Here is a 25,372-nt window from a genome sequence, read left to right on the forward strand (position 1 = left end):
GCGGTCGGCGCGGCACGATCTGCACAAGAGGGTCAGACCTTGGCGGCGTAGATCATCCGGCCCGGCCCGAGGCGTGCGAACACCTGGTCGAGATCGCGCTCGCCGACCGCGAAGCAACCCTGGCTGCGACCGAGCATGCCGTGGCTCTCAATCATGTCCTTGTTGGCGTACCACGCCGAATGGACGACGATCGCGCGGTCGAGCGCGTTGTCGTTGGTCGGGTCGAGCCCGATCAGGCGCTGCGAGCGGCCATGCTTGCCGACGTAATAGTCGTCGGTGACGAACGCGCCCTCGGACGAGGCGTTCGAGCCGAAGCGGTTCGAGAAGCGCTCGAGATAGCCGGTATGCGCAGGGTCGGAGCCGCTGCCGTGCGCGACCAGCAACGAGGTGCTGCGACCGCTGGCGAGATCGACGAAGTGGAAGCGGGGCTTGCCCGACGGCGCCGCGAAATCGGCGATCGCGATCCGGTCGTGATGCTGGATACGGCTGCCGTGACGGCTGAGCGACGCCATCGCCTGACGCAGCAGGTCGGGGCGAACCACCTTCGGCGAGGTCAGCGCGACCGTGGTGCGCGGCAGCGGCGGCTGCGACATCGGCTTGAGATCGCGCGCGGTCAGCGCACGGCCCAGATGGGGTGTCGCGGAGACGGCGCCCGGTACCACCAGGGCCCCCGCCAATACTAAACCGTTCTTCAGCAGTGCGCGTCGTTCGCGCACATGACCTTGCTCGTCGTGCATCGATTTTCCCGAAATTGCCCCAGTTCCCGTGCACCCCGTATAGCCGATTTTCGGTGAATATTCTGCAACCATTTCCACTGGTTGTGGGTCTGTTCCCTCTGACTACCCCGGCTTGGGGTCGGTTCGTCGACTCGCGTGCCCGACGGCACGATTCGCAGAATCGCGCGTTGAGCGGAGATATCGGGATTCGAGAACGGGCGGAACGATGACCAGGATGATGCGGACTGTTGCGGCAATCGGACTCGCATCCGCGCTGTTCGCAGGGACATCTCCCGCGCAGGCCGCATCGGCCGTTGCCATCGCAGCGATGCCGATCGAGCAGGCCGCGACCGAACTCTCGCCCAACCAGTTCGTCTGGAAGGACAACGGCTCGAGCGAGCCAGTCAGCATCGTCGTCAGCCTGCTGGAACAGCGCGCGTTCGTCTATCGCGGGTCGGTGATGATCGCGGCGACCACAATCTCGTCGGGCAAGGATGGCAAGGACACGCCGCTCGGGACCTATCCGATCCTCCAGAAGAACGCGGTCCACAAGTCGAGCCTGTACGACGATGCGTCGATGCCGTTCATGCAGCGACTGACCTGGGATGGCATTGCGATCCATGCCGGGCGGAACCCGGGTTTCCCCGCGTCGCATGGCTGCATCCGCGTACCGCTCGGTTTTGCGAAGCAGTTGTTCGGGGTGACGACGCTGGGGACGACCGTGACGGTGACGGACGATTTCGAGGGCGGGATGGCCCCGGAAGCACCGGTTGCGGATCAGGAGACTGCGGTGGCGAACTTGCGGCAGTCGGTCTCGCTGGAGCAGTAAGCGACGCCACCCCGTCATTCTGACGAAAGTCAGAATCCAGAGTAACGAACTTCGACGCTAGTGGCTCTGGATCCTGACTTTCGTCAGGATGACGGGTGTTGGGCGATCGGGAGCCCCAGCTCGACGAGCCGCGCGCGAAAATCGGCGGCATTTGTGAACAGCACCGATTCGATTCCCAATGCCTGCGCGCCCGCGACGTTCGCGGCGTTGTCGTCGACGAACACCACGTCTTCCGCCGCCACGCCGAATCGGTCGAGCGCAAGCCGGTAGATCGCCGCATCCGGCTTCACCAGCTTCTCCTCGCCCGACACCACCACATCGCGGAACCGGTCGAACAGCGCGGCTTCACGCGCGCGGAAGGGTGGCCAGAACTCGTGGCTGAAGTTGGTGATCGCGAACAGCGGCACGCCCGCCGAATCGAGCTCTTCGACGATCTCGCGCATGCCGGCGATGCCCGCACCGATGCTCTCGATGAAGCGCGGGCCCCATAAGGCGATCAGCGCGGCGTGCTGAGGATGCAGCGCGGCAAGCTCCGCCGAGGTATCGGCGAAGTTGCGCCCAGCATCGTGCTGGAAGTGCCAGTCGATCGTCACGACGTCACGCAGGAACGCGTCGAGCACCCGATCGTCGTCGATCAGGCGCTCGTACAGGATCCGGGGATCCCAGTCGTAAAGAACACGACCGACGTCGAAAATGACGGCGGTCTTCAGGGGTTTAGCCCTGGCGTGCCTTGAAGCGACGGTTGGTCTTGTTGATGACGTAGGTACGGCCACGACGACGGATCACGCGGTTGTCCCGGTGGCGATCCTTGAGCGACTTCAGGGAATTGCGGATCTTCATGATCGATTCGCTTCTTTTCAATTCTAGGTGTGCGGAAAGACGGGATCGCCTAATGGCGGGGTGTGTCCAAGTCAAGCAACGGACGCGCGTCCCAACCGTGCTCCCATCCGGGAACCTACACGGCTGGTCCGAGCGTTACCCTAGCGCAACATACTGAGGAAGTCCCGATGGCGGTTCGTTCGATCCTGGTTCTCGCGCTGGCCGGCGCATCCCTGACTGCGTGCGCGACGGGCCCGTCGCTGCCGCCCACCGAGGTGCTGCGCTATCATCTCGGCGAGCCGATCGACCGCGGCACCATCGCGGTCCAGCCGCTCACCGGCGGCGGTCCCGCCAGCCTCGAGTTCAAGACCTATGCCGCCGCGGTGCAGGGTGAGCTGCTCAAGGCTGGCTACAGCGTGCCGACGCCGGGCGCGAAGCCTTTGCTGGTCGCGACCGTCGCCTTCACGCGGACGACGCAGGCAGGGCCGCCCAAGCCGGCGCCGTTCAGCATCGGCCTCGGTGGCGGCGGCTTCAGCGGCGGTCGTGGTGGTGGCGGCGTCGGGCTCGGCGGCGGCGTCGGCTTCCCGATCGGTGGCGGTGGGCGCACCGCGATCCTGGTGTCCGAACTGTCGGTGACGATCAAGCGCAGCGCCGACCAGTCGCCGGTCTGGGAAGGCCGCGCGCAGACCTTCGCCGATGCTAGCAAGGCCGACGCGACGACCGATATCCAGGCCGGGAAGCTGGCGCGGGCGCTGTTCATGGGGTTCCCCGGTGAGTCCGGTCGCACTATCCAGGTGAAATGAACGTCCCAAGAGAAACGAACGCAAACACCATGAGCCCCGTCGCCATCAACGCAGCCTTCGATGGCGGCAACATCCGTGTTGTCGCCGTCGAGGGAGACCGAATCGACCTGGAGATCGTCACCGATTTCCAGTCCGATTTCTTCCAGTGGTTTTACTTCCGCGTGGCGGGGGCGGCTGGCCGCACGCTGACCTACCGCATCCTGAACGCGGGCAAGTCGGCCTATCCGTTCGGCTGGCCGGGCTACAAGACGCGCGCCAGCACCGATCGGCAGGCGTGGCGCATGATTGAGACGCGCTATGAGGGTGGCGTGCTCGAGTTCGACTTTACCGCCGATACCGATCTCGCCTGGTTCGCCTATTTCGCGCCCTACACGATGGAAATGCACGAGGCTCTGGTGGCGCGCACCGCGCTGTTGCCGGGCGTCACGCACCGCGAACTCGGCCAGTCGCTTGACGGGCAGGCAATCGATTGCTTCACGATCGGCTCGGGGCCCAAGCAGGTCTGGATCTACGGTCGCCAGCACCCCGGCGAAGCGATGACCGAATGGTGGATGGAAGGCGCGCTGGAGCGGCTGACCGATCCGGCCGACCTGATCACGGCGGACCTGCTGGCGAAGGCGACCTTCAACGTCGTCCCCAACATGAATCCGGACGGGACGCGTCGCGGTCATCTGCGCACCAATGCGGTCGGCGTGAACCTCAATCGCGAATGGCACACGCCGACGCCGGAGAAGAGCCCGGAAGTCCTGTGCGTCCGCAATGCGATGGATCTGACCGGCGTCGACGTCGCGATGGACATCCACGGCGACGAGGCGATCCCTGCGAACTTCATCGCCGGCTTCGAAGGCATCCCATCCTGGACCGACGCGCACGGTGAGAAATTCTACGAATACGGCCGGCGGCTCGCGGCGCACACGCCTGATTTCCAGACCGAGAAGGGCTATCCCAAGTCCGCACCGGGCTCGGCGAACCTGTCGATGTCGACCAACCAGCTCGCCGAGCGTTTCGGCGCGGTGTCGATGACGCTGGAGATGCCGTTCAAGGATCACGACGCCAACGCCGATCTTGAGTTCGGCTGGTCGCCGGAGCGCTCGAAACAGCTCGCGCATGCGATGCTGGAGACGCTCGCCGGCATGATCGACGACATCTGAACTCATCTCGTCATCCTGACGAAAGTCAGGACCCAGGATAACAGGACGCCGTCGTTCTTGGCTCTGGGTCCTGACTTTCGTCAGGATGACGGATAGTTGTTGATACCAACCCGCGCCACCCCAGGAGCCCGAATGCCGACCCTAGTCCTGATCCGCCACGGCCAGTCCACCTGGAACCTCGAGAACCGCTTCACCGGCTGGTGGGACGTCGACATGACCGCCAAGGGCGAGGCCGAGGCCAAGGCGGCGGGCGAGCTGATGGCGGCCAAGGGCCTCGACTTTGACCAGACCTTCGTCAGCCTCCAGACGCGGGCGATCAAGACGCTCAACATCGCGCTGGAGGCGATGGGGCGGCTGTGGCTTCCGGTCGAGAAGGAATGGCGTCTCAACGAGCGGCATTATGGCGGGCTTACTGGGCTCGACAAGGCCGAGACCGCGGCGAAGCACGGCGATGCGCAGGTCCATATCTGGCGCCGTAGCTTCGACGTCCCGCCGCCCGTGCTCGACGACGGCAGCGAATTCGACCTGTCGAAGGACCGGCGTTACGACGGCATCGCGATCCCCAGGACCGAGAGCCTCAAGGACACCATCGCTCGCGTCCTCCCGTACTGGGACGAGCGGATCGCCCCCGCGCTCAAGGACGGTCAGCGCGTGCTGATTTCTGCGCATGGCAACTCGCTCCGTGCGCTGGTGAAGCATCTGTCGAACATCCCCGACGACGAGATCACCGGGCTGGAGATCCCGACCGGCCAGCCGATCGTGTATGAGCTGGATGCGGAGCTGAACGCGACGGACCGGTATTATCTGAGCGAGCGCTGACGCCGTCCCTTGCTCCCCCCTCCCTGGAAGGGAGGGGCCGGGGGTGGGTCGGCCAATTGGCGAGCGCTCCGGATCCCAATTAGCCAACCCACCCCCAACCCCTCCCTTCCCGGGAGGGGAGCAGTGCACCAACAACATTGCCCAATTCCCCCCACGTCGCTAGGCACGGCGCTCCTTGAATCAGGGGGCGATCGTGGCTCTAGTCGGCATCATCATGGGCAGCACTTCCGATTGGGAGACGATGCGCCACGCCGCGGAGACGCTCGATACGCTCGGCGTCGCCTATGATACGAAGGTCGTCTCCGCGCACCGCACCCCGCAGCGCCTCTACGACTATGCGACCAGCGCCGCCGATCGCGGGCTGAAGGTCATCATCGCCGGTGCGGGCGGCGCAGCGCATCTGCCCGGCATGGCGGCGTCGATGACGCATCTCCCGGTACTCGGCGTGCCCGTCGAATCGAAGGCGCTCAAGGGCATGGATAGCCTGCTCTCGATCGTCCAGATGCCCGGCGGCATCCCGGTCGGCACGCTGGCGATCGGCAAGCCGGGCGCGATCAACGCCGGCCTGCTCGCCGCGGCGATCCTCGCGACGTCGGACGATGCGCTCGCCGAGCGCCTGAAGGCCTGGCGCGCGGCGCAGACCGACGGCGTCGCCACCGACCCTATCTGAAAGACGACGGCATGACCCCGCTTCCCCCCGGATCGACCATCGGCATCCTCGGCGGCGGCCAGCTCGGCCGCATGCTCGCGACCGCCGCGGCACAGCTCGGCTATCACACGCACGTGCTCGCGCCCGACCAGGAGAGCGTGGCGGCGCAGTCCGCCTCGACGATGACGCGCGCCGACTATCACAACCGCATCGTCCTCGCCGACTTCGCCGACGCCTGCGACGTGATCACCTACGAGTTCGAGAACATCGCCGCACAACCCGTCGAATGGCTCGCCGAACGGGTGCCCGTCCACCCGAGCCCGCGTGCGTTGCGGGTGGCGCAGGAGCGGATCGGCGAGAAGCGTTTCGTGGAAAGCGTCGGCGGGCGGCCGGCGGCGTGGGCGGCGGTCGACAGCCTCGACAGCCTGATGGCCGGGCTGGCGACGGTCGGCACCCCCGCCGTGCTCAAGACCGCGCGGTTCGGCTATGACGGCAAGGGGCAGGTCAAGATCGACACGCCCGCCGGCGCGCAGGCCGCGTGGGAGACGATCGGCGGGCCGGCGGTTCTCGAAGCGTTCGTGCCCTTCGAGCACGAGTTCTCGATCCTGATCGCGCGCGGCCATGACGGGGGCATCGCGCGCTACGATCCGCCGCTCAACGTCCACCGCGACGCGATCCTGCGCCATTCCACCGTCCCCGCACCCGCCGCCGTATTGGCCCAGGCGGACGAAGCCGCCGCGCTGGCCGAGCGGATCGCGGCCGAGCTCGACTATGTCGGCGTGCTGGCCTGCGAGTTCTTCGTCGGCGCGGACGGCCCGGTGTTCAACGAGATGGCGCCGCGCGTGCACAATTCGGGGCATTGGACGATCGAAGGCGCCGAATGCTCGCAGTTCGAAAACCACATCCGCGCGATCTGCGGCCTGCCGCTCGGCGCGACGACGCTGACCGGGCGCGAGGCGGCGATGGAGAATCTGATCGGTGACGACGCCGATCGGTGGCCCGAACTGCTCGCCGAGCCCGGCGCGCATCTGCATCTCTACGGCAAGGGCACCGCGCGACCGGGGCGGAAAATGGGCCACGTCACCCGGATCGTCCGCTAGGGACGACGGCAACGGCAGTGTGTCGCCGGCCCCAACCCGCGAGGCTGGCGCACTGATCGACCCGTCTGATGCTGGACGGCGGAAGGCGGCATCCGCCGTGCGGGCTGTACTGCTAAGGGCCTGGGCAACCGGACGTCGATCCGCCTCCGACGCGGCGTGCCGAAGGAGGATCGGCGCGGTCGCCATGGGGGGCTGCCCTTTCGGCGTTCCGGCATCGGCGTCGGCATCGGGGTCGGGGGCGGGTGAGGTCGAGAGGCTCAACCTGGAACAGAATGCCCGGATGCTGGACCCGGTAGGCGAAGCAGGTTGCGCGGGCAGGGACGAACCGCCAGACGCGGGCACCCGTCCTCCGTTCAGGCCTTGCGATCGTGCCGCTGTTCAAACCCATCCTGGCTGGCGCGACGCTCGCGGAGCGGCTCGTCGCCTGTATCGGCGCGGCGATCGCCATCGCGGCGACGATCATCCTGTGCGCGATGGTGCCGCTCGGCGCGACCGATCTGCCGATCATCGTCGCGCCGCTGGGAGCATCGGCGGTGCTGGTGTTCGCGGTGCCGTCGAGCCCGCTGGCGCAACCCTGGCCGGTGATCGGCGGCAACATCCTGTCGACGCTGGTCGGGGTGACGGCGTCCATTCTGATCCCGAACACGGCGATCGCCGCCGGGATCGCGGTCGGCGGTGCGATCCTGCTGATGTCGGTGCTGCGCTGCCTGCATCCGCCGGGCGGGGCGGCCGCACTGACCGCGGTGATCGGCGGGCCGGCGATCCATGCGGCGGGCTATGGCTTCGCGTTCGTCCCGGTCGGGCTCAACTCGGTGGTGCTGGTGGCAATCGCGGTGCTGATTCACCGCTCGACCCGCCGACGCTATCCGCACGTTCCCGGTATCGCGGTCGGGACGCCGGCGGCGGACGCCGTCACGCCGGGCGCCACGCTGGACACCAAATTGGGCGACACACCCGCTCGGATGGGGCTGCACGAGACCGATATCGATGCGGCGCTGGCGGACATGCACGAGAGCTTCGACATCAGCCGGGAAGACCTCGACGCGCTGCTTGCAGGGGCCGAGCGCCATGCAGCGCTGCGGGTGGAGCGCGAGGCCAGGCCACGGGCAGCAACCGCCTCATAGCGAACCAGATCGGTTAAACTGCTTGACATCGTCACGCTCGTTTGGTACATAACAGGAACGCTGCAGAATTGCGGGTCGGGTTGGTAGGCCCGAGGGGAAGGCCGGGACGATCGGGTTCGAAACCCGGGCGTTGCCGGCCTTTTGGCGTTCTGGCGGGATGGCCGGGGACGATATGGGACCGATCGGGAAAGGGGGCACGATGGCGCAGTCGCAGTCTGGCAAGACACGCGGGACGACCATTGCCGGGAGCAGCAACCGCCCGCTCCAGGTCCGCATCGCGCGGGCTCGGACGTGGGACGACAAGACGCAGGCGCGGTTTCTCGGCGAACTGGCGATGACCGGCAACGTGACGTCGTCGGCCGCGGTGGTCGGGATGTCGGTGGGCGGCGCGTATAACCGGCGGGCGCACGACCCGGCGTTCGCCGCGCGGTGGCAGGCGGCGCTGGTCCAGGGCTATGAGCGGCTCGAGCAGCTGCTGCTGGCGACCGCGCTGGCGTCGATCGGTGGCGAGCCGGTCGGCGAGGGCGACGCGGTGCCGGTGCATATCGCAGACGTCCAGCCGGTTGCCGAAAACGGCGGAGATCCGGGCGTAACACCGGACGGGCGGGGGCAGGCGGTGCCGGGTGCGGGGCTGGTCCAGCTGTCGAGCGTGACGGCGATCCAGTTCGCGCTGGCGATGCTCAACCAGCATCGTGCGGACCAGGCGCGCGGTCGCAAGAAGAACCAGGTCCACCGCGCGCCGTCCACGGAGACCGATGCCGTCCTGGCCAAGCTGCTCGATTCGCTCGCGCAGCGTAGGGCCCGGTCATGACGCGCGCCGGAAAGGCCGCTGCGCCCGTTCGCGATGTGGTCGCGGAACTCGCGTCGCTGCCGGTCGCGCACCGGGGCAACCTCGTCCGGAAGCTGACGATCGGCCAGCGCAACGAGCTGCGCGATCGGTGGCGGCACTGGGCGCATGAGGGGCAATATCCCCCCGAGGGCGACTGGCGGATCTGGCTGATCCGGGCGGGGCGCGGCTTCGGCAAGACGCGGGCGGGAGCCGAATGGGTGTGCCAGATCGCGCGGGCGGATCCGAACGCGCGGATCGCACTGGTCGGGGCGACGCTCGACGACGTGCGGCGGGTGATGATCGAGGGCGAAAGCGGGCTGATGACGGTGGCGCGCGACGACGAGAACACGGTGTGGCGCGGCGCGGTGGGCGAGTTGCATTTCGCGAGCGGGGCGAAGGCCTATGCGTATTCGGCGGAGGCGCCCGAATCGCTGCGCGGGCCCGAGCATGGCTGGGCGTGGTGCGACGAACTGGCGAAGTGGCGCTACGGCGACGCGACCTGGGACAATCTGATGATGGGATTGCGGCTCGGCGAGACGCCGCGCGTGCTGGTGACGACGACGCCGCGGCCGATCGCGCTGATGCGCCGGGTGATGGCGCTGCCGGACCTGGTCGAGACGCACGGGCGGACGTGCGACAATCCGCATCTTCCGGCGAGCTTCGTGGCGGCGATGACGGCCAGTTACGCGGGGACGCGACTGGGGCGGCAGGAGCTGGACGGCGAGATGATCGAGGATGTCGCCGGCGCCTTGTGGACACGCGTGCTGATGGAATCGCGGCGGGTTGCCTTCGCGCCGGCGTTGACGCGGGTCGTCGTCGGCGTGGATCCGCCCGCCGGGAGCGTGTCGGGGGGGCCGGGGGATGCCTGCGGGATCGTCGCGGTGGCGCTAGGGATCGACGGGTTCGGGTATGTGCTGGAAGATGCGAGCGTATCCGGGGCCAGTCCCGAGGGGTGGGCGCGGGCGGTGGCTGAGTGCACGGCGCGGCATGGCGCGGACCGGGTGATCGCGGAGGCCAACCAGGGGGGGAAGATGGTCGAGAGCGTGCTGTTGGGCGCGGATCGGGCGATGCCGGTCCGGCTGGTGCATGCGTCGAAGGGCAAGGTGGCGCGGGCCGAGCCGGTGGCGGCGTTGTACGAACGCGGGGGTGCCTGGCATGTCGGCGCGTTTCCGGACCTGGAAGACGAGCTTTGCGGGCTGATCGCGGGTGGCGGGTATGAGGGGCCGGGGCGATCGCCGGATCGCGCGGATGCCCTTGTGTGGGCGATGACCGAGTTGCTGCTGGGGCCGGTGCGGCGGGTTTCGGTGCGGGTGCTCTAGGCGTCTTCTTGATCCTCCCCCGTAAGGGGGAGGTGGCTGGCACTTGCCAGACGGAGGGGGCGGCACGCGCTAACCTCCGTTCCGTATCCTCCCCATCCGTCGCCTTCGGCGCCACCCCCCCCTGGCGGGGGAGGATCGTGTTCGGCGTCGGAAAACAGGGTGGAATTTCAGGAGAACATCATGAAATTGTTCGGGTGGAAATCCGGGCGCGAGGAATCGCGGCCGGTGTTGTCGCGTGCGCTCAGCACGCCGGGGTTTCAGGGCGCTTTCGGGGACGCGCCGCAGTCGTACGAGGCGCAGGTGCGCGATGGGTATCTGCGCAATCCGATCGTCCAGCGGGCGGTGAAGCTGGTCGTCGAGGGGGTGGGCTCGGCGCCGTTGATCGCGTCGGACCCTGCGTTGCTCGCGCTGGTGACGGCGCGGTCCGGGGGGCAGTCGCTGATCGAGACGGTGGCTGCGCAGATGCTGTTGCACGGCAATGCGTATGTGCAGGTGCTGCGCGATGTCGATGGCGGCGCGGCGGAGCTGTTCGCGCTGCGGCCCGAGCGGGTCGCGGTCGAGGCGGATGCGAGCGGGTGGCCGGCGGCCTACCGCTACCGGGTCGGCGAGCGGTTGACGCGGCTGCAGGCGGATCCGGTGCGGCCCGAGGTGATCCACCTGAAGAGCTTCAACCCGGTCGACGACCATTATGGGCTGGGGTGTCTTGGCGCGGCGTCCGGGGCCGTGGCGATCCACAATGCGGCGGCGCGGTGGAACAAGGCTTTGCTGGACAATGCGGCGCGGCCTTCGGGGGCTCTCGTGTTCGATCCCGGGGACGGCACGGCGTTGTCGGGGGAGCAGTTCGCGCGGTTGAAGGGGGAGCTGGAGGAGTCGTTCTCCGGCGCCGGGAATGCGGGGCGGCCGATGCTGCTCGAGGGCGGGCTCAGGTGGCAGGCGTTGAGTCTGTCGCCCGCCGACATGGATTTCGTCGGGACGAAGGCGGCGGCGGCGCGCGAGATCGCGCTGGCGTTCGGGGTGCCGCCGATGCTGCTCGGGCTGCCGGGGGATAATAGCTACGCCAATTACCGCGAGGCGAACCGCGCTTTGTGGCGGGTCGGGGTGCTGCCGATCGCGTCGGCGGTGCTGACGGGCATCGCGCAGGGGTTGACCGGGTGGTTCGCGGGGGCGGCGATTTCGATCGATCTCGACCGGGTGCCGGCGCTGGTCGAGGACCGCGAGCGGCTTTGGGGGATGGTGAGCGGGGCTTCGTTTCTCAGCGATGCGGAGAAGCGGGCGATGTTGCAGATTCAGGAGGTGGCGTGATGGACGGGGCGGTGTTGGCGCAGTTGATGCGGCAGGGGGCTGAACGCGGTGTCGACCTGGTGACGTTGCGGGCGATCGTGGAGGAGGCGGGGGAGCTGGGGGCGGCTCGGGCTTTGGCGCGGGTGGCGTTGAGTGATGAGCGGGCTCGGGAGGATGTGGCGGAGTTGCGCGAGCTGCTGGCGGCCTGGCGGGATGCGAAACGGTCGGTTTGGAAGGCGGTGGTGGGGTGGATCGCTCGGCTGGCGATGGCGCTGATGTTGGCGGGGCTGGCGGTTAAGCTGGGGTTTGCCGCGTGGTTGAAGTGAGCCCGGTGGCGTTCGCGGGGTATGCGGCGGTGTTCGATGTTGTCGATCGGGCGGGGGATGTGATGCGGCGGGGGGCTTTTTCCGAAGCTCGCGTGGTGCCCTTGTTGTGGCAGCATCGGGGTGTGGCGGTTGGGTTCTTGTCCGTCGTTGCGGAGGATGCTCGGGGGTTGCGGGTCGAGGGGGTGGTTGCGGATCCGGCGCTGGCTCGGTTGGTGCGGGCTGGGGCGGTGGCCGGGTTGTCGGTGGGGTATCGGGCGACGTCCGTGCGGCAGGGGGGGCGGCGGGAGTTGCTGTCCGTCGATCTGGTGGAGGTTAGTCTGGTGGCGGTGCCGATGCAGGCTTTGGCGCGGGTCGAGGTGGTCGACACGGTCTAGGTCGGATGCGCTGTTTCATCCTCCCCCACCAGGGGGAGGTGGCGCCGGAGGCGACGGAGGGGGAGGACACGGAACAGACGTTTCGCGTGCCTCCCCCTCCGTCTGGCAAGCGCCAGCCACCTCCCCCTGGCGGGGGAGGATCGAAGACTTTTTCATGAGGCGTCCTGCGGGGCGCCTTTTTTCGTTTCATGCGAGGAGATGGACATGAGTGTTGTTGACCGGCCGGTTTTGGCGGGGGCTTCCCCCTTGGCGCAGAATGCGGCGTTTGCGGGGTTCGTTCGGACTGGCGCTACGCTGGAGATGAAGGCTTTTACCGGGGTTACGGGGGATGCCGGCGGGTTTGCGGTGCCGCGGGAGATCGATGCCCAGATCGATACTTTGCTGAAGGGGATTTCGCCGATCCGGGCGATCGCCAATGTGGTGAAGGTGGGGTCGGCTGGGTATCGCAAGTTGGTTACGACCGGGGGTACGCCTTCGGGGTGGGCGGCGGAGAATGCGGCTCGGCCGGAGACGGCTTCGCCGGTTTTCGTGGAGATCGCGCCGCCTACGGGGGAGCTGTATGCCAATCCTTCGGCTAGCCAGGCGATGCTCGATGACGCCGCTTTCGATGTCGAGGAGTGGCTGGCGGGCGAGATCGCGATGGAGTTTGCGAAGGCCGAGGGGGCGGCTTTCGTGTCTGGCTCGGGCGTGTCGCGGCCTAAGGGGTTCCTGACCTCAGCGACGGCGGCGACGGCGGATGGGGTTCGGGCTTTCGGGACCTTGCAGTATCTGGCGAGCGGGACGGCGGGCGACTTTTCGGCGAATCCGCAGGAGCGGTTGATCGATCTGGTTCAGTCTTTGCGGGGGCCTTATCGGCAGGGGGCTAGCTTCGTGATGAATGCGGCGACTCTGGCGCGAATCCGGAAGTTCAAGACGACGGATGGGGCGTTCGTCTGGGCGCCGAGCCTGGCGGCTGGGGTGCCGGCTACGCTGCTGGGGTATCCGGTGGTGGAGGCCGAGGACATGCCGGATATCGCGGCCAATGCTCTGGCGATCGCGTTCGGGAATTTCCGGGCTGGGTACATCATTGCCGAGCGGACGGAGACTGGGATCCTGCGCGATCCGTATTCGAACAAGCCTTTCGTCAATTTCTACGCGACCAAGCGGGTCGGTGGGTGCGTGACGAATTCCGAGGCTATCAAGCTGATGAAGTTCTCGGTGGCTTGAGCTGTCCCTCTCCTCGTCGGGGAGAGGGAAGGAGCACTTGCGACGGGGGGGTGAGGGGCGGTTGGGATTCACGTCCTTAGCCTCACTCCCCTCTCCCTCCCACGCGCAAAGGGCGCGCGGGCCCCTCCCTCTCCCCGGAGGGGCGAGGGAAGTTTTGGAGACATCGTTATGACGGGGTCGGCGATTTCTGCCGGGGTGATCGCTGAGGTGGTCGTCGCGGCTAGGGCTTTGTTGCGGGTGGAGACGGGGGAGGATTTGGTGCTCTCGCGGTTGGCGTCGACGGCGTTGCTGCTGGGGGAGGCTTTCCTGGGGGCGGCGGTGATCGTGCGGCCGTTCGAGGATGTGGTGACCAGTGCGGCGGGGTGGCGGCGGTTGTTGGTCGCGCCCGTCACCGTGATCTCAGGGTTGACCGGGTTGCCTGGCGAGGGGGCGCCGTTCATGTTGGCGGTCGGGGCGTATGCGGTCGATATCGATGCGGATGGGGTCGGGTGGGTTCGGGTTCTCGCCCCGGCGTCTGCTGGCCGTGTGGCGGTGGCGTATTCGGCTGGGCTCGCGCTGAGCTTCGAGGCGGTGCCGGCGCCGATCGCGCAGGGGGTGGCGATGCTGGTCGCGCATCTGTTCGATCACCGGGAGAGCGATGTGGCGCCGCCGGCGGCGGTGGCGGCTTTGTGGCGGCCTTATCGGCGGATGCGGCTTGGCCCCGTGGTGCATTCGTGAGTGCGCGGGTGGTTTTGCAAGCTGCCGTCGTCGCTCGGCTGAATGCGGTGCTGGACGTTAGCGTGTTCGATGCGCCGCCGGTGCGCGGGGGGCTGCCCTATGCGGTGGTCGATGGGCCGGTGCTGTCGGACTGGAGCACGAAGACCTGGGTCGGGCGCGAGGGGCGCGTTCTGCTGACGCTGTTCGATGGGGGGGAGCGGCCGGTTCGGGCGCGGGCTCTGCTGGCGGCGGCGGAGGAGGGGTTGGAGGCGCTGCCGCCTGATCTGGGTGAGGGGTGGCGGGTGGTTCGGCTGGCGCTGGTGCGGTCTCGGGTGCTGCGGGTCGGGGATAGGTGGCGGGGGACGTCGGAGTTTCTGGTGCGGATGTACCGCGAGAGCTGAGTGGCACGGTTTTGGGGGAGATCGACATGGCGGTGGAGAAGGGAAGTGCGTTCCTGCTGAAGGTGGGGAACGGGGCGGTGCCGGTGGTCTACGCGACGGTGGCGGGGCTGCGGACGACGCAGATGTCGGTGATTGGGGAGGCTATCGTTGTTACCACGAAGGACTCTGGCGGGTGGCGGCAGTTGCTGTCGGGGGCTGGGGTTCGGAGTGTTTCGGTTTCGGGGGCTGGGGTTTTTACCGGGTCTGTCGCCGAGTTGCGGGTGAAGGCTAGCGCGCTGACCGGCGTGCTCGATGATTATCGGCTGGCGTTCGAAGGCGGGGATACGATGACGGGGAAGTTCCTGGTGTCTCGGCTGGACTATGCCGGGGATTTCAATGGGGAGCGGTCTTATACGCTTAGCCTTGAGAGTTCCGGGGCTGTTGTTGTGGGGTGAAACTGCTGTCCCTCTCCACTTTGGGGAGAGGGAAGGAGGAGCCGTAGGCGACGGGAGGGTGAGGGGCGGTTGGGATTTGGGTCCTTAGCCTCACTCCCCTCTCCCTCCCACGCGCAAGGGCGCGCGGGCCCCTCCCTCTCCCCGGAGGGGCGAGGGTTCTCTTTTCGGAGACTTATCATGGGTGATTTGGCGAATCCGGTTCGGGGGGAGGGGGCTCTTCGGGTTGGGGGGGAGGTGCTTGTGCTTCGGCCTAGCTTTGCTGCGCTTGTGGCCGCCGAAAGCGAGTTGGGGCCTTTGTTCGCGCTGGTGGAGCGCGCGGCGGAGGGCAAGCTCGGGATCGGGGAGATGGTGGGGCTGTTCTGGCATTGCCTGCGCGAGTGTCCCGAGGGGGTTACGCGGGAGCGGTTGGGGGAGGCTGTCGTCGAGGCGGGGCTGGCGGCGGTGACGCCGGTTTTGCGGGGGCTGTTGCGGCAGATCCTGGCGGGGAAGTGACGTTCTCCGATAGCGCGGCGCGGTTGGCTGGCTTTGCTGGCGCGGTGTTGGGTTGGGCGCCGGAGGTGTTCTGGCGGGCTACGCCGGCGGAGTTGGCGGGGGTTGTCGGGGCTTTGGTGGGCGATGTGCAAACGCCGCCGGATGCTTCGACGATCGCGCGGTTGAGGGGGGCTTTTCCTGATGGATGACGATCTGGAGCCGGCGCTGCTGAGCGTGCGGGTGGGGACGACCGGGTTTGCGCGCGATGTCGCGGCGATGCGGGACGAGTTGGAAAGCGTGCTGGGGAGCGGCGCCGAGCGGGCTTCGCTGCGGGTCGAGGCAGGGCTGTTGCGCGCGGTTCGGTCGGGGAAATTGGGGTTCGAGGAGCTGAAGGGGGTCGCGCTGTCGGCGCTGGATGCGATCGCCTCGGCGGCTTTGAAGGCTGGGGTGCAGTCGGTGTTGAGTGGTGGGGGTTTGAGTGGGGCGCTGGCGGGGCTGGTTGGCGGGTTGCCTGGGCGGGCGACTGGCGGGCCGGTTTCTCCGGGGCGCGCTTATGTGGTTGGCGAGCGGGGGGCGGAGGTGTTCGTGCCCACGACCAGCGGGCGGGTCGAGGTTGGTTCTGGTGGTGGCGTGCGTGAGGTGCGGGTGGCTATCACGGTGAATGCTGCCGGGGGGAGTGCGCCTGGGGTGTTGGCGCAGTCGAGCCGGCAGGTGGCTCGGGCGGTGAAGGCGGCCTTGGCGTTGGAATAGAGCCGCGGCCTCGTCATGCCGGGCTTGTTCCGGCATCCACCGTTGGGCTTGATCATCGGCCGTTGTTTCGCGGCGCCGTGGACCCCGGAACAAGCCCTGGGTGACGGAGTGGGTGGGAGGGAGAGGCGCGTGCCTAACGCCCCTCACCCTCCCACGCGCAAGGGCGCGCGGGCCCCTCCCTCTCCCCGTAGGGGCGAGGGGAACTTGGAGGAATTTATGGCGCATTGGCTTTGCTCGGGGCGGACTGTGCAGGTCGAGGGGCTCGTTTCTCGGTTCGATCCTCGGTTCTGGACGGTGGATTTTCCGCGGCCGATGATGGCGTCCGTTGTGACCACCGCGCCCGATGCGCTGCGGGTGGATGCGGTGTTCTATAAGGCGGATGACCTGGCGGGGGTGATCTGGGAGGCGGTGGATCGGTTCGATCATCCTTTGCTGAAATACGAGACGTCGCGGGATTTTCGGGACTGTCGGCTGCGGTTTCGGTGGCGGTCTTCGGGGGTGATGGCGTTGGACGCCATCAATGGGCCCACTCTCACGATCGAGGGACGGGATGCCGCTGGGGCGGCTCGGTCCTGGTATGTGCGACTGTGGAATTATGCGGTGGGGACGCCGGAGGATGCGGTCGTCGCGCTCGACTTCGGCGCGATGGTTGGTGGGTATGAGCTGCCCGAGGATGCGGATCCCGTTTGGGCAGGGGATATCGACCGGATGTTCGTGTCGGTGGTGCCGCCGGACTATACCGAGGTCGACGTGCCGCTGGCGGTGCCGCGCGAGGGGTGGGTCGAGTGGACCGATCTGGTCTGCGAGGGGCCGAGGTCGGTGCTGGCGATCGGCGATGCGGTGGTGCCCGAGCACGGGCTGCGGATCGCGGGCGGGTATGACGACAGCTACAATTTGACGCCAGCGCGGCTGCTGCGCAATGCGCTGCATCTCGGCTATCGGGGGAGCATCGCGCACTATGTCGGGATGAGCCATTATTTCCGGCTCGAGCGGGTTGGCGGCGGGTTCTACGTTTCGGCGGCCGGAGGCGTGCTGAACGCGGCGTGCGCGGCGTGGCATCGGGATTTTGCCGCACGCGCGCGGGCGCTCGGGTTCGATGTGATCTGGTCGCTGAGTTACGAGCTGTTCGACGCGCATTGCTGGAGCGACTGGAAGCAGCGCGCGGCGGACGGCGCGCCGGCGCTGACCGGGTGGGAGCCGCCGTCGACGCTGCTGTCGCCGGCGCATGGCGGGGCGATGGCGTATCTGCAGGCGGTGGCGCGGGCGTTCATGGGCATCGCGGTCGGTGCGGGGTTGGCGGCGAAGTTCCAGGTCGGCGAGCCGTGGTGGTGGGTGATGCCGGATGGGCGGCCGTGCCTGTACGATGCGAGCGCGGTGGCGGCGTTCGCGCCGGTCCAGATCGCCACGATCCGCGGCACCAAGACGACCGCGCAGATCGCGACGCTGGAGGCGGCGGGGGCGTGCCTGGCGGCGTCGACCGCCGCGCTGGTGGCGGCGGCGAAGTCGGAAGCGCCAGGGTGTGTTTCGCACCTGCTGGCCTATCTGCCGACCGTGCTGGATGCGCGGGCGCTTGAGGCGAAGCGCGCGAACATGCCCCTGGGGTGGGCGAGCCCGGCGTTCGACGTGTTGCAGCTCGAGGATTACGACTGGGTGACGGCCGGAGACGCGGCTGCGTCTGCGGAGGGCGTGGCGGTGGCGTTGGCGCGTCTCGGGTATCCGGCGGACCGGCAGCATTACCTGTCGGGGTTCGTGCTGCAGCCCGATCAGGGTCCCGCGCAGGTGGCGGAATGGGGACTGATCGAAGCGGCGGCGGCGGTCGCGCGGGCGCGCGGCGTGGCGGAAACCTTCGTGTGGGCGCTGCCGCAGGTGATGCGGGACGGGTTCGTGCATTTTGACCCGAACGGGGTCGAGACTTCGGGAGACGAGGCCGTGGATGCGTTCGATGACGTGTTGTTTCCGTTGGCGCTGGGCCGCGAGGCCGAGGTGACGCCCGGATTTTCGACCGCGGTGTTGACGAGTGCCGGGGGGCGGGAGGTGCGCAATGCGGCCTGGGCGGAGGCGCGGACGGCGTATGACGTCGGGCCGGGACTGCGGAGCGAGGCGGATATCGGCGTGTTGCTCGCGTTCTTTCGCGCGCGGATGGGGGCGGCGCGCGGGTTTCGGTTGCGCGATCCGTTCGATTTCGATGCGGTCGGTGAGGGGCTTGGCGTTGGCGACGGGGTCGTGCGGCGGTTCGCGCTGGTGAAGTCGTATGGCGCGGCGGTGCGGCGGATCACGCGGCCGGTCTCCGGGAGCGTTTCGGTGGCTGTGGGGGGTGTCTTGACGTCGGCGTTTGCGGTGGAGGCTGGCGGGTGGGTGGTGCTGGACGTGGCGCCCGCGGTCGGCGTGGCGGTGGCCGCCGGGTTCGCGTTCGATGTGCCGGTGCGGTTTGCCGAGGACCGGTTGAGCGTGGCGCGGGCGACGTTTCTCGCGGGGGTGGCGACGAGTGTGCCGCTGGTCGAGGTTCGGGAGGCCTGAATTTGTCCCTCGCCCCGTCGGGGAGAGGGAGGGAGGAGCGCTTGCGACGGGAGGGTGAGGGGTCGTTGGGGTTTCGGTCCTTAGCCTCATGCCCCTCTCCCTCCCACGCGCAAGGGCGCGCGGGCCCCTCCCTCTCCCCGGAGGGGCGAGGGAATCTCTTTTTTAGGAGACGGCGATGTTTCTGGATGCGGAGCTGGCGACGATCGCGCTTTGCTGGCGGATCGAGCGGCGGGATGGGGTGGCGGTCGGGCTCACCGCGCATGATCGGGACCTGGTCATCGACGGGCTGGTGCACCGGGCGGCGCCGGGGATGACGCCGTCGGCGATCCAGCGGTCGGATGGGCTGGAGGCGGATACGATGGATGTCGCGGGCGCTCTGACGTCCGCCGCGATCGGCGAGCGGGACTTGCTGAGCGGGCGCTGGGATGGGGCGCGGGTGGTGCTGTCCGCGGTGGACTGGACCGATCCGGCGTCGCGGGTGTCGCTGGGCGAAGGCGTGATCGGCGCGGTCGAGCTCGGGGAGGCCGGGTTCACCGCCGAGCTGCGCGGCGCGAGTGCGGCGCTGGACCGGCCGGTGGTCGAGGAGACGTCGCCCGAATGTCGTGCGGAGCTGGGCGATCGGCGGTGCCGGGTGGCGATGGCGGGGCGGCGGCGGTTTGCACGGGTCGTCGCGTGCGAGGGGGCGGTGGTGACGCTGGATGTCAGCGCGGAGGGGCTTGGGGGCGGGCTGTTGCGCTGGTTCGGGGGCGCGAATTGCGGGTTGGAGGGTGCGATCGCGCGCGGGATCGGCAATGCAGCCACGTTGCGGGCCGTGCCGGCGTTCGTGGTCGGGGCGGGCGTTCTGGTCGAGGTGGTCGAGGGCTGCGACAAGAGTCTGGCCACCTGCGCGGCGCGGTTCGGCAATGCGGTGAACTTTCGCGGCGAGCCGTATCTGCCAGGGATCGACCTGCTGACCCGGTATCCGGGGGCTTGAGCCGGATCGCGGCGGCAGCGCTGGCGGCGGTGGGCACCAGGTTTCGGTTGCATGGGCGCGGCGCGGACGGGCTCGATTGCGTCGGGCTGGTCGCGTTGGCGCTGCAGGCTGGTGGGTACGACGGCGAGGTGCCGACCGGCTATGCCTTGCGCGGGGGCGACTGGAGCGTGCTCGATCGGCGGCTGGTGCGGGTCGAATGCGTGGAACCGGGCGACGTGCTGTTGATGGCGGTGGGGCCGGGGCAGGTTCATCTCGGGATCGGGACGGCGGCGGGGTTCGTGCATGCGGATGCCGGGTTGCGACGCGTGGTCGAGCGGCCGGGGGCGCCGCCTTGGCCCTTGATCGGTGTCTGGCGGATGGGGGAATGACATGGCGACCTTGATATTGACCGCGGTCGGCTCCGCGGTGGGCGGGCCGATCGGTGGCGCGATCGGTGCGCTGATCGGGCAGGCGGCGGATCACGCGCTGTTCGGGGCGAAGCGGCGCGAGGGGCCGCGGCTGGTCGAGCTGGCGGTGCAGACCTCGTCCTATGGCGCGCAGATTCCCAGGCTGTACGGGACGATCCGGGTGGCTGGGACGGTGATATGGGCGACCGACCTGATCGAGAGCCGGTCCTCCTCGCACAGCGGCAAGGGCCAGCCGGGCGTCTCGACCTATTCCTATGCGGCGTCGTTCGCGGTGCTGTTGTCGGCGCGCGCGATCCGGCGCGTCGGGCGGATCTGGGCGGAAGGGAAACTGCTGCGCGGGGCGGCGGGGGACTTCAAGACGGCGACCGGGTTTCGGTTGCATCTGGGCGGCGAGGACCAGGCGGTCGATCCGTTGATTGCGTCGGCGGAAGGACCGTCGCCTGCGTATCGCGGGGCTGCGTACGCGGTGTTCGAGATGCTGCAGCTGGCCGATTTCGGGAATCGGATCCCTTCGCTGACATTCGAGGTGGTTGCGGACGAGGGGCCGGTGCTGGTGTCGACGATCGCGCGGGCGCTGGCCGGGGAGGTGTCGGGGACCGCGACGCTTGCCGTGGGTGGGTTTGCGGCGTCGGGCGGAAGCGTTCGCGCGGTGCTGGAGATGCTGGGGCAGGCGGGCGGGGCTTGGTTCGCGCCGTCGGGGGCCGGGCTGGTGATGCGCGATGCGGCTGGGGCGACCGTGGCGGTGGCGGACGAGGGGTTTTCCGCGGAGGCCAGGGGCGTGCGGCGGACGCGCGCGGTGGCGGCGATCGAGACCGTGCCGCGGACGGTGACGGTCGGCTATTACGATGCGGCGCGGGATTACCAGGCGGGTTTGCAGCGCGCGCGGCGGCCGGGAGCGGGGGTGCGCGATCTGTCGATCGAGGTGCCGGCGGTGCTGGAGGCAGGCGCGGCGAAGACGGTGGCGGAGACGATGCTGGCGCGCGCCGAGGCCGGGCGGGTGCGGCGGACGGTGGCGGCGGGCTTCGCGGCGATGGCGATCGCGCCCGGGTCTTGCGTGACGGTTCCTGGCGAGGGTGGTGTCTGGCGGGTGGCCGACGTCAGTATCGAGGGGATGGTGACGTCGCTCGGGCTGGTGCCGCTGGTGGCGGCGTCGTTGCCGGCGAGCGCGACCAGCGGGCGGGTTTCCGGTGCCGTGGATGCGCTGGTCGGCGCGACGATCCTGCGCGCGTTCGAGGTGGCGGGGCTGGACGACGTGCCGCTGTCGGCGCCGCGGATGACGGTGGTCGCGGCCGGCATGGGTGCGGCGTGGCGACAGGCGGCGCTGCTCTACAGCGTCGACGACGGGGTGAGCTGGGTTGCGGCGGGGGCGACCGCTGCTCCCGGGGTGATCGGCACGATCGCGGTGGTGGCGCTGGCCGCGCCCTCGACGCTGATCGATCTGCGCGGAGCGTTCGAGGTGGTTCTTGCGCATCCCGACATGGCGCTTGGCGATGCGGATGCGGCAGGGCTCGACCGCGGCGTCAACCTCGCCTTGCTCGGGGACGAACTCGTGCAATTCGGGCGCGCGGAACCGCTTGGCGGTGCGCGGTGGCGCCTCAGCATGCTCTTGCGCGGACGGCGCGGTACCGAGGCGGCAGCCGGCGCGCAGGCGATCGGCGACCGGTTCGTGGCGCTGGAGGAAGAGACCGCGCGGACGTTCGACCTGCCGGTCGCGGTGCTGGGCCGCGATGTTCGCGTGCTGGCGTCGGGCGTGGCCGACACCGCGCCGGTCGAGACGCGGTGCGTGATGCTCGGCGCGTCGGTGGTGCCGCCGGCGCCTGCGCATCTTGCCTACCGACCCGAGGCGGATGGGAGCGCGACGGTGTCATGGGTGCGGCGCAGTCGGGCGGGGTGGCGCTGGATCGACGGGGTCGATGCACCGCTCGCCGAGGAGCGCGAGGCCTACCGCGTGACGGTCTCTGGCGCCGGCGCCGGCGGCGCGCGCACGATCGAGGTGACGGCGCCATCGGTGACGGTGAGCGCCGTGGAACGGATCGGTCCGGTCGTCGTGACGGTCCGGCAACGCGGCGTCTTCGGCGAGTCGCCGCCGGCCACCGTCACGATAGCGCCATGACAGTCATTTTGGGGGAACGATCATGAGCGACGACTCGACACCGCGACTGGCACTGCCGCTGCTGCGGCCCGGACAGGCGCAGAAGGAAATCACGCATAACGAGGCGCTCGCGCTGCTCGACCTGACCGTACAGGCCAACGTGCTGGCGGTCGGCGTTGCGACGCCCCCTGCAGCCCCGGTGCCGGGCGGCGCATGGATCGTCGGTACCGCTCCAACCGGCGACTGGGCCGGGCAGGCGCAGCGGCTTGCCGGGTGGACGACCAGCGGATGGCGGTTCGTCGCGCCATACGAAGGCATGACGGTGTGGAGCATCGCCGACGCGCAGCCCGCGCGGTTCGCCGGGGACGGCTGGACGCTCGGGGTGCTCGCGGGAAGTCGGGTCGCGATCGGCGGGGTGGACGTCGTCGGCGCGCGCCGGGCGGCGATCGCCAACCCGATCGGTGGAACCGTCGTCGACAACCAGGCGCGGGCATCGATCACCGCGATATTGGCGACGCTGCGCGGCCATGGGTTGATCGGAACCTAGGCGCGATGACGTTCGACTCGGCGGGCCTGCCGCGAACACCGCGAAGGCAAGCGGGCACGACGCACGTCGCACGCTCGTAGAACGGCTACCGCCACACCCATTGTTGGTCGGAAATCGCGCTATCCAGACGATAAATTCCTACGAGGGCCAAAACGCCCCGAAAACTGTGTCGTTCCAGCAACAGTCTCAACTTTTGTTAGCTTGCGTGGAAACAAGCCCGAGGATAGGGAGTTTGCGATGTCCGTGTGACACTCATGAAAGGGGATTTATATGCGGAAGCTTGCCGTCGTTCTGGCACTCGCCTCCACCGCTCTTGCCACTCCCGCCCTCGCCCGCGACAAGTCGTGGTACGTTGGCGTCGAAGGCGGTGGGATGATCGTTGAAGATATCGATTATGATATCGGCGCAGCGAACAATGCCGGCTCTGTCGATCATGACTATGGTTATGATGTCGATGGGGTCATGGGTTATGATTTCGGCGGTTTCCGTCTGGAAACCGAAGTCGGCTACCGCAAGGCAACTGTTGACGGCTTCACGTCGACCGTTCCCACGCCTGCAACGCCATCGGCTGGCTTCGTTCCGGCGAACAGCTTCGGCGGCGCTGGTGGTTCGTCGTCGGCGCTCAGCTTCATGCTGAACGGCCTGCTCGACTTCGGTCCCGATGACGGCATCCAGGGCTTTATCGGCGGTGGTGTTGGTGTTGCTCGCGTCAAGGCGCAGTACGCCATCAACCGTCGTGCAGACTTCCTGAACGACTCGGACACCGTGTTCGCGTATCAGGGTCTCGCCGGTATCCGTGCACCGCTGACCGACCACATCGACGCGACGCTGAAGTATCGTTTCTTCAACGCCGAGAACGTCAAGCTGGTCGACACCGCCAACCGCGTGTTCGACGGTCGTTACCGTTCGCACAGCATCCTCGGTGGTGTGACGTACAACTTCGGCGAGCCTGCTGCTCCGCCGCCGCCGCCGCCGCCGCCGGCACCTGAGCCGATGCCGACCCCGCCGCCGCCTGCTCCTGAAGCAGTCGTCTGCTCGCCTGGTCCGTTCATCGTGTTCTTCGAATGGGACAAGTCGGACATCACGCCTGAGGCAGCGTCGATCCTCGACAACGCCGTCACGCAGTACCAGTCGTGCGGCAACGCACAGGTCATGCTGGCAGGTCACGCCGATAAGTCGGGTTCGGCATCGTACAACGTCGGTCTGTCGCAGCGCCGCGCAGATGGCGTGAAGGCATACCTGTCTTCGCATGCCATCCCGGACAGCGTCATCTCGACGGAAGCATTCGGCGAGAGCCGTCCGCGCGTCGAGACCGCCGATGGCGTTCGCGAAGTGCAGAACCGTCGCGTGGAAGTCACCTACGGTCCGGGTTCGGGCCAGTAAGACTTTCGCCAGTCGGTCCTCGGATCGGCTACGGAATGAAGATCGGGGAGGTCGGCGAAAGCCGGCCTCCCTTTTCTTTTGGGCGCTGTCGAAGATCGCAGTGGACGGTTTCAGAGCCAGCGGGTGGAGCTAGCCGATCGTACCGGATCGGTCGGCTTCGGTTGGGCTGGGATTTTGCGGGCGATGGTTGCTCTGGGTCGCGTATGGGGAGCGGGCGTCTCGCCTGGACGGGTGCGGCGCCCCGTCACGGATCGCCCCGGCCGGCCACGCAACCGGATCGCGGTAGCGACGGCGAACCAGGCGCGGTACCTAACCGTCGATCGGCGTGCGGCATCGCGGCCGACAGCTAGGCGGCGGTCGCCGTAGCGCCGAAATCGTAGATACCGCCCGGTATCGCTGCGACGAAGCGGGACGCGGGGATGGCGGCGGCCGACAGTGCCGAGGCGAGCGCGATGCATGGCGCCTCCCGCGCCTCGTCGGTAAGCTGGAAGCTGCCCCAGTGGATACCGAGCGCGCGCCGCGCCTCGACGTCGCACAGGATCCGCACCGCCTCGGCGGGGTCGACATGCTGATCCGCCATGAACCAGCGCGGGGCGTAGGCGCCGATCGGGATCAGCGCGACGTCCGGCGCCCCGAGGCGGGCCCGGACCGCGGGGAAGATCGCGCCGTCGCCATAGCCGGTGTCGCCGACGAACCAGACCGAGCCCGACGGTGTCGCGAGATAATGCCCCGCCCAGAGCGCCATGCGGACGTCGTTTGGCCAGCGGTTCGCCCAATGGTTCGCAGGCGTCAGCGTCGTCGCGAGATCATCGCCGAGCGGCAGCCTCTCCCACCAGTCGCCGACGATGCAACTGGCGTCCGGCACCGCAGCGCGGACGATCGTGTCGTTGCCCAGCGGCATCGCCATGAGCGGCGCATGCACCGCCTGGAGCCGTCGCAGCGTGGCGATGTCGAGATGGTCGTAATGACCATGGCTGAGCAGCACGATATCGATTGGCGGGAGGTCGTCGAAAGCTATGCCGGGAGCAGTCACGCGTTTCGGGCCGGCGAACGAGACGGGGCTGACGCGATCCGACCAGACGGGATCGGTCAGGATGTTGCGCCCAGCCGCCTGGATCAGCAGCGAGGCATGGCCGACCATCGTGATGCGCAGCCCGGCGATGCGCGCCTCAGGCTTGGCGGGCGTCACCGGGACGGACGACGGCCATTTTTCGGTCGCGCCCCCGAACTTCCACCGCAACACATCGCCCAGCCCGCGGGCAGGCGACGGCTGGCCCGGATTGAAGAAGCGAACGCCATCGAAATGATCGCTCGTCGGGCCCTGGTAGTAACGGTTGCGCGGCATGGCGCTATGTA

Annotated in this window: 29 protein-coding genes; 25 read left to right on the forward strand and 4 right to left on the reverse strand. The window is 68.4% G+C overall.

What is annotated here, in order from left to right; all coding sequences use genetic code 11:
- Positions 1-32: 32 nt before the first annotated feature.
- Positions 33-737 (reverse strand): murein L,D-transpeptidase catalytic domain family protein, encoded by a 705-nt coding sequence (locus O6Y00_RS15455; protein WP_353443484.1) that lies wholly within the window; start codon positions 735-737, stop codon positions 33-35.
- Positions 738-942: 205 nt separating this feature from the next.
- Between O6Y00_RS15455 and O6Y00_RS15460 the strand changes: the two genes are divergently transcribed.
- Positions 943-1,545, forward strand: a complete 603-nt coding sequence (locus O6Y00_RS15460) for a L,D-transpeptidase family protein (protein ID WP_353443485.1) — start codon at positions 943-945, stop codon at positions 1,543-1,545.
- A gap of 83 nt (positions 1,546-1,628) precedes the next feature.
- On the opposite strand, the gene O6Y00_RS15465 is transcribed toward O6Y00_RS15460, so the two are convergent.
- Positions 1,629-2,255 (reverse strand): HAD family hydrolase, encoded by a 627-nt coding sequence (locus tag O6Y00_RS15465; RefSeq protein ID WP_353443662.1) that lies wholly within the window; start codon positions 2,253-2,255, stop codon positions 1,629-1,631.
- Positions 2,256-2,259: 4 nt separating this feature from the next.
- Positions 2,260-2,385, reverse strand: a complete 126-nt coding sequence (ykgO, locus tag O6Y00_RS15470) for a type B 50S ribosomal protein L36 (protein WP_003046794.1) — start codon at positions 2,383-2,385, stop codon at positions 2,260-2,262.
- Positions 2,386-2,552: 167 nt separating this feature from the next.
- Between ykgO and O6Y00_RS15475 the strand changes: the two genes are divergently transcribed.
- The 24 genes from O6Y00_RS15475 (at position 2,553) to O6Y00_RS15590 (ending at position 24,016) form a co-directional block, all read left to right on the forward strand.
- Entirely contained in the window at positions 2,553-3,167 is a 615-nt protein-coding gene (locus O6Y00_RS15475) for a DUF4136 domain-containing protein (protein ID WP_353443486.1), read from the forward strand.
- Between the two features lie 29 nt (positions 3,168-3,196).
- A complete protein-coding gene (locus O6Y00_RS15480; RefSeq protein ID WP_353443487.1) occupies positions 3,197-4,318 on the forward strand; it encodes a M14 family metallopeptidase in 1,122 nt (373 codons plus the stop codon).
- Positions 4,319-4,450: 132 nt separating this feature from the next.
- Positions 4,451-5,137 (forward strand): 2,3-diphosphoglycerate-dependent phosphoglycerate mutase, encoded by a 687-nt coding sequence (gpmA, locus tag O6Y00_RS15485; protein ID WP_353443488.1) that lies wholly within the window; start codon positions 4,451-4,453, stop codon positions 5,135-5,137.
- Between the two features lie 214 nt (positions 5,138-5,351).
- The gene (gene purE / locus O6Y00_RS15490) at positions 5,352-5,807 is read left to right on the forward strand and encodes a 5-(carboxyamino)imidazole ribonucleotide mutase (RefSeq protein WP_353443663.1); all 456 of its coding nucleotides are present in this window, start codon (positions 5,352-5,354) and stop codon (positions 5,805-5,807) included.
- Positions 5,808-5,818: 11 nt separating this feature from the next.
- Positions 5,819-6,886: a 5-(carboxyamino)imidazole ribonucleotide synthase gene (locus O6Y00_RS15495; protein ID WP_353443490.1), complete on the forward strand. Its 1,068-nt coding sequence runs from the start codon at positions 5,819-5,821 to the stop codon at positions 6,884-6,886.
- A 368-nt stretch (positions 6,887-7,254) separates the two neighbouring features.
- On the forward strand, positions 7,255-8,010 hold the full coding sequence (locus O6Y00_RS15500; RefSeq protein WP_353443492.1) for an HPP family protein: 756 nt from the start codon (positions 7,255-7,257) through the stop codon (positions 8,008-8,010).
- Positions 8,011-8,209: 199 nt separating this feature from the next.
- Positions 8,210-8,821, forward strand: coding sequence for a hypothetical protein (locus tag O6Y00_RS15505; RefSeq protein ID WP_353443493.1), 612 nt, complete (start codon positions 8,210-8,212; stop codon positions 8,819-8,821).
- On the forward strand, positions 8,818-10,158 hold the full coding sequence (locus tag O6Y00_RS15510; RefSeq protein WP_353443494.1) for a DNA-packaging protein: 1,341 nt from the start codon (positions 8,818-8,820) through the stop codon (positions 10,156-10,158). The genes O6Y00_RS15505 and O6Y00_RS15510 overlap by 4 nt, the downstream gene beginning before the upstream one ends.
- A gap of 180 nt (positions 10,159-10,338) precedes the next feature.
- Complete coding sequence (locus O6Y00_RS15515; RefSeq protein ID WP_353443495.1) at positions 10,339-11,460, forward strand: phage portal protein; 1,122 nt, start codon at positions 10,339-10,341, stop codon at positions 11,458-11,460.
- The gene (locus tag O6Y00_RS15520; RefSeq protein ID WP_183129183.1) at positions 11,460-11,765 is read left to right on the forward strand and encodes a DUF6127 family protein; all 306 of its coding nucleotides are present in this window, start codon (positions 11,460-11,462) and stop codon (positions 11,763-11,765) included. The genes O6Y00_RS15515 and O6Y00_RS15520 overlap by 1 nt, the downstream gene beginning before the upstream one ends.
- Positions 11,753-12,139, forward strand: a complete 387-nt coding sequence (locus O6Y00_RS15525; RefSeq protein WP_353443496.1) for an HK97 family phage prohead protease — start codon at positions 11,753-11,755, stop codon at positions 12,137-12,139. The genes O6Y00_RS15520 and O6Y00_RS15525 overlap by 13 nt, the downstream gene beginning before the upstream one ends.
- A gap of 204 nt (positions 12,140-12,343) precedes the next feature.
- On the forward strand, positions 12,344-13,345 hold the full coding sequence (locus O6Y00_RS15530) for a phage major capsid protein (RefSeq protein ID WP_353443497.1): 1,002 nt from the start codon (positions 12,344-12,346) through the stop codon (positions 13,343-13,345).
- Between the two features lie 168 nt (positions 13,346-13,513).
- Complete coding sequence (locus O6Y00_RS15535; RefSeq protein WP_353443498.1) at positions 13,514-14,062, forward strand: head-tail connector protein; 549 nt, start codon at positions 13,514-13,516, stop codon at positions 14,060-14,062.
- An 8-nt stretch (positions 14,063-14,070) separates the two neighbouring features.
- Complete coding sequence (gene gp17, locus O6Y00_RS15540) at positions 14,071-14,442, forward strand: tail completion protein gp17 (protein WP_353443500.1); 372 nt, start codon at positions 14,071-14,073, stop codon at positions 14,440-14,442.
- A 26-nt stretch (positions 14,443-14,468) separates the two neighbouring features.
- Positions 14,469-14,876: a phage tail protein gene (locus O6Y00_RS15545; RefSeq protein ID WP_353443501.1), complete on the forward strand. Its 408-nt coding sequence runs from the start codon at positions 14,469-14,471 to the stop codon at positions 14,874-14,876.
- A gap of 177 nt (positions 14,877-15,053) precedes the next feature.
- Entirely contained in the window at positions 15,054-15,368 is a 315-nt protein-coding gene (locus tag O6Y00_RS15550; RefSeq protein WP_353443502.1) for a gene transfer agent family protein, read from the forward strand.
- Positions 15,365-15,556 carry a phage tail assembly chaperone gene (locus O6Y00_RS15555; RefSeq protein ID WP_187502562.1) on the forward strand — a complete coding sequence of 64 codons (192 nt, stop codon included), beginning with the start codon at positions 15,365-15,367 and terminating at the stop codon, positions 15,554-15,556. Before O6Y00_RS15550 ends, O6Y00_RS15555 begins: the two co-directional genes overlap by 4 nt.
- Positions 15,549-16,097, forward strand: coding sequence for a tail tape measure protein (locus O6Y00_RS15560; RefSeq protein WP_353443504.1), 549 nt, complete (start codon positions 15,549-15,551; stop codon positions 16,095-16,097). The genes O6Y00_RS15555 and O6Y00_RS15560 overlap by 8 nt, the downstream gene beginning before the upstream one ends.
- 216 nt (positions 16,098-16,313) lie before the next feature.
- The gene (locus tag O6Y00_RS15565) at positions 16,314-18,614 is read left to right on the forward strand and encodes a DUF2460 domain-containing protein (RefSeq protein ID WP_353443505.1); all 2,301 of its coding nucleotides are present in this window, start codon (positions 16,314-16,316) and stop codon (positions 18,612-18,614) included.
- A gap of 175 nt (positions 18,615-18,789) precedes the next feature.
- Positions 18,790-19,587 (forward strand): DUF2163 domain-containing protein, encoded by a 798-nt coding sequence (locus O6Y00_RS15570; protein WP_353443506.1) that lies wholly within the window; start codon positions 18,790-18,792, stop codon positions 19,585-19,587.
- A complete protein-coding gene (locus O6Y00_RS15575; protein ID WP_353443507.1) occupies positions 19,584-19,955 on the forward strand; it encodes a peptidoglycan endopeptidase in 372 nt (123 codons plus the stop codon). Before O6Y00_RS15570 ends, O6Y00_RS15575 begins: the two co-directional genes overlap by 4 nt.
- Before the next feature lies 1 nt (position 19,956).
- Positions 19,957-22,107, forward strand: a complete 2,151-nt coding sequence (locus tag O6Y00_RS15580) for a phage tail protein (RefSeq protein WP_353443508.1) — start codon at positions 19,957-19,959, stop codon at positions 22,105-22,107.
- A 22-nt stretch (positions 22,108-22,129) separates the two neighbouring features.
- On the forward strand, positions 22,130-22,633 hold the full coding sequence (locus O6Y00_RS15585; protein WP_353443510.1) for a DUF2793 domain-containing protein: 504 nt from the start codon (positions 22,130-22,132) through the stop codon (positions 22,631-22,633).
- A gap of 270 nt (positions 22,634-22,903) precedes the next feature.
- Positions 22,904-24,016, forward strand: coding sequence for an OmpA family protein (locus tag O6Y00_RS15590; RefSeq protein WP_353443511.1), 1,113 nt, complete (start codon positions 22,904-22,906; stop codon positions 24,014-24,016).
- A 346-nt stretch (positions 24,017-24,362) separates the two neighbouring features.
- Here O6Y00_RS15590 and O6Y00_RS15595 read toward each other — a convergent pair whose 3' ends face one another.
- Positions 24,363-25,361: an MBL fold metallo-hydrolase gene (locus tag O6Y00_RS15595; RefSeq protein WP_353443512.1), complete on the reverse strand. Its 999-nt coding sequence runs from the start codon at positions 25,359-25,361 to the stop codon at positions 24,363-24,365.
- Between the last annotated feature and the right edge of the window lie 11 nt (positions 25,362-25,372).

This window comes from Sphingomonas faeni (assembly GCF_040407565.1).
In the GTDB taxonomy this organism is placed as follows: domain Bacteria; phylum Pseudomonadota; class Alphaproteobacteria; order Sphingomonadales; family Sphingomonadaceae; genus Sphingomonas; species Sphingomonas faeni_F.

Excerpts from the sequence above, each read along its gene's own strand:
- O6Y00_RS15510 (WP_353443494.1), top strand. The coding sequence starts at position 8,818 with ATGACGCGCGCCGGAAAGGCCGCTGCGCCCGTTCGCGATGTGGTCGCG.
- O6Y00_RS15560 (WP_353443504.1), top strand. The coding sequence starts at position 15,549 with ATGGATGACGATCTGGAGCCGGCGCTGCTGAGCGTGCGGGTGGGGACG.
- O6Y00_RS15480 (WP_353443487.1), top strand. The coding sequence starts at position 3,197 with ATGAGCCCCGTCGCCATCAACGCAGCCTTCGATGGCGGCAACATCCGT.
- O6Y00_RS15530 (WP_353443497.1), top strand. The coding sequence starts at position 12,344 with ATGAGTGTTGTTGACCGGCCGGTTTTGGCGGGGGCTTCCCCCTTGGCG.
- O6Y00_RS15570 (WP_353443506.1), top strand. The coding sequence starts at position 18,790 with ATGTTTCTGGATGCGGAGCTGGCGACGATCGCGCTTTGCTGGCGGATC.
- O6Y00_RS15460 (WP_353443485.1), top strand. The coding sequence starts at position 943 with ATGACCAGGATGATGCGGACTGTTGCGGCAATCGGACTCGCATCCGCG.
- O6Y00_RS15590 (WP_353443511.1), top strand. The coding sequence starts at position 22,904 with ATGCGGAAGCTTGCCGTCGTTCTGGCACTCGCCTCCACCGCTCTTGCC.
- O6Y00_RS15565 (WP_353443505.1), top strand. The coding sequence starts at position 16,314 with ATGGCGCATTGGCTTTGCTCGGGGCGGACTGTGCAGGTCGAGGGGCTC.
- gpmA (WP_353443488.1), top strand. The coding sequence starts at position 4,451 with ATGCCGACCCTAGTCCTGATCCGCCACGGCCAGTCCACCTGGAACCTC.
- ykgO (WP_003046794.1), bottom strand. The coding sequence starts at position 2,385 with ATGAAGATCCGCAATTCCCTGAAGTCGCTCAAGGATCGCCACCGGGAC.
- O6Y00_RS15550 (WP_353443502.1), top strand. The coding sequence starts at position 15,054 with ATGGGTGATTTGGCGAATCCGGTTCGGGGGGAGGGGGCTCTTCGGGTT.
- O6Y00_RS15495 (WP_353443490.1), top strand. The coding sequence starts at position 5,819 with ATGACCCCGCTTCCCCCCGGATCGACCATCGGCATCCTCGGCGGCGGC.
- O6Y00_RS15515 (WP_353443495.1), top strand. The coding sequence starts at position 10,339 with ATGAAATTGTTCGGGTGGAAATCCGGGCGCGAGGAATCGCGGCCGGTG.
- O6Y00_RS15545 (WP_353443501.1), top strand. The coding sequence starts at position 14,469 with ATGGCGGTGGAGAAGGGAAGTGCGTTCCTGCTGAAGGTGGGGAACGGG.
- O6Y00_RS15535 (WP_353443498.1), top strand. The coding sequence starts at position 13,514 with ATGACGGGGTCGGCGATTTCTGCCGGGGTGATCGCTGAGGTGGTCGTC.
- O6Y00_RS15475 (WP_353443486.1), top strand. The coding sequence starts at position 2,553 with ATGGCGGTTCGTTCGATCCTGGTTCTCGCGCTGGCCGGCGCATCCCTG.
- O6Y00_RS15585 (WP_353443510.1), top strand. The coding sequence starts at position 22,130 with ATGAGCGACGACTCGACACCGCGACTGGCACTGCCGCTGCTGCGGCCC.
- O6Y00_RS15455 (WP_353443484.1), bottom strand. The coding sequence starts at position 737 with ATGCACGACGAGCAAGGTCATGTGCGCGAACGACGCGCACTGCTGAAG.
- O6Y00_RS15580 (WP_353443508.1), top strand. The coding sequence starts at position 19,957 with ATGGCGACCTTGATATTGACCGCGGTCGGCTCCGCGGTGGGCGGGCCG.
- O6Y00_RS15505 (WP_353443493.1), top strand. The coding sequence starts at position 8,210 with ATGGCGCAGTCGCAGTCTGGCAAGACACGCGGGACGACCATTGCCGGG.
- O6Y00_RS15520 (WP_183129183.1), top strand. The coding sequence starts at position 11,460 with ATGGACGGGGCGGTGTTGGCGCAGTTGATGCGGCAGGGGGCTGAACGC.
- purE (WP_353443663.1), top strand. The coding sequence starts at position 5,352 with ATGGGCAGCACTTCCGATTGGGAGACGATGCGCCACGCCGCGGAGACG.
- O6Y00_RS15595 (WP_353443512.1), bottom strand. The coding sequence starts at position 25,361 with ATGCCGCGCAACCGTTACTACCAGGGCCCGACGAGCGATCATTTCGAT.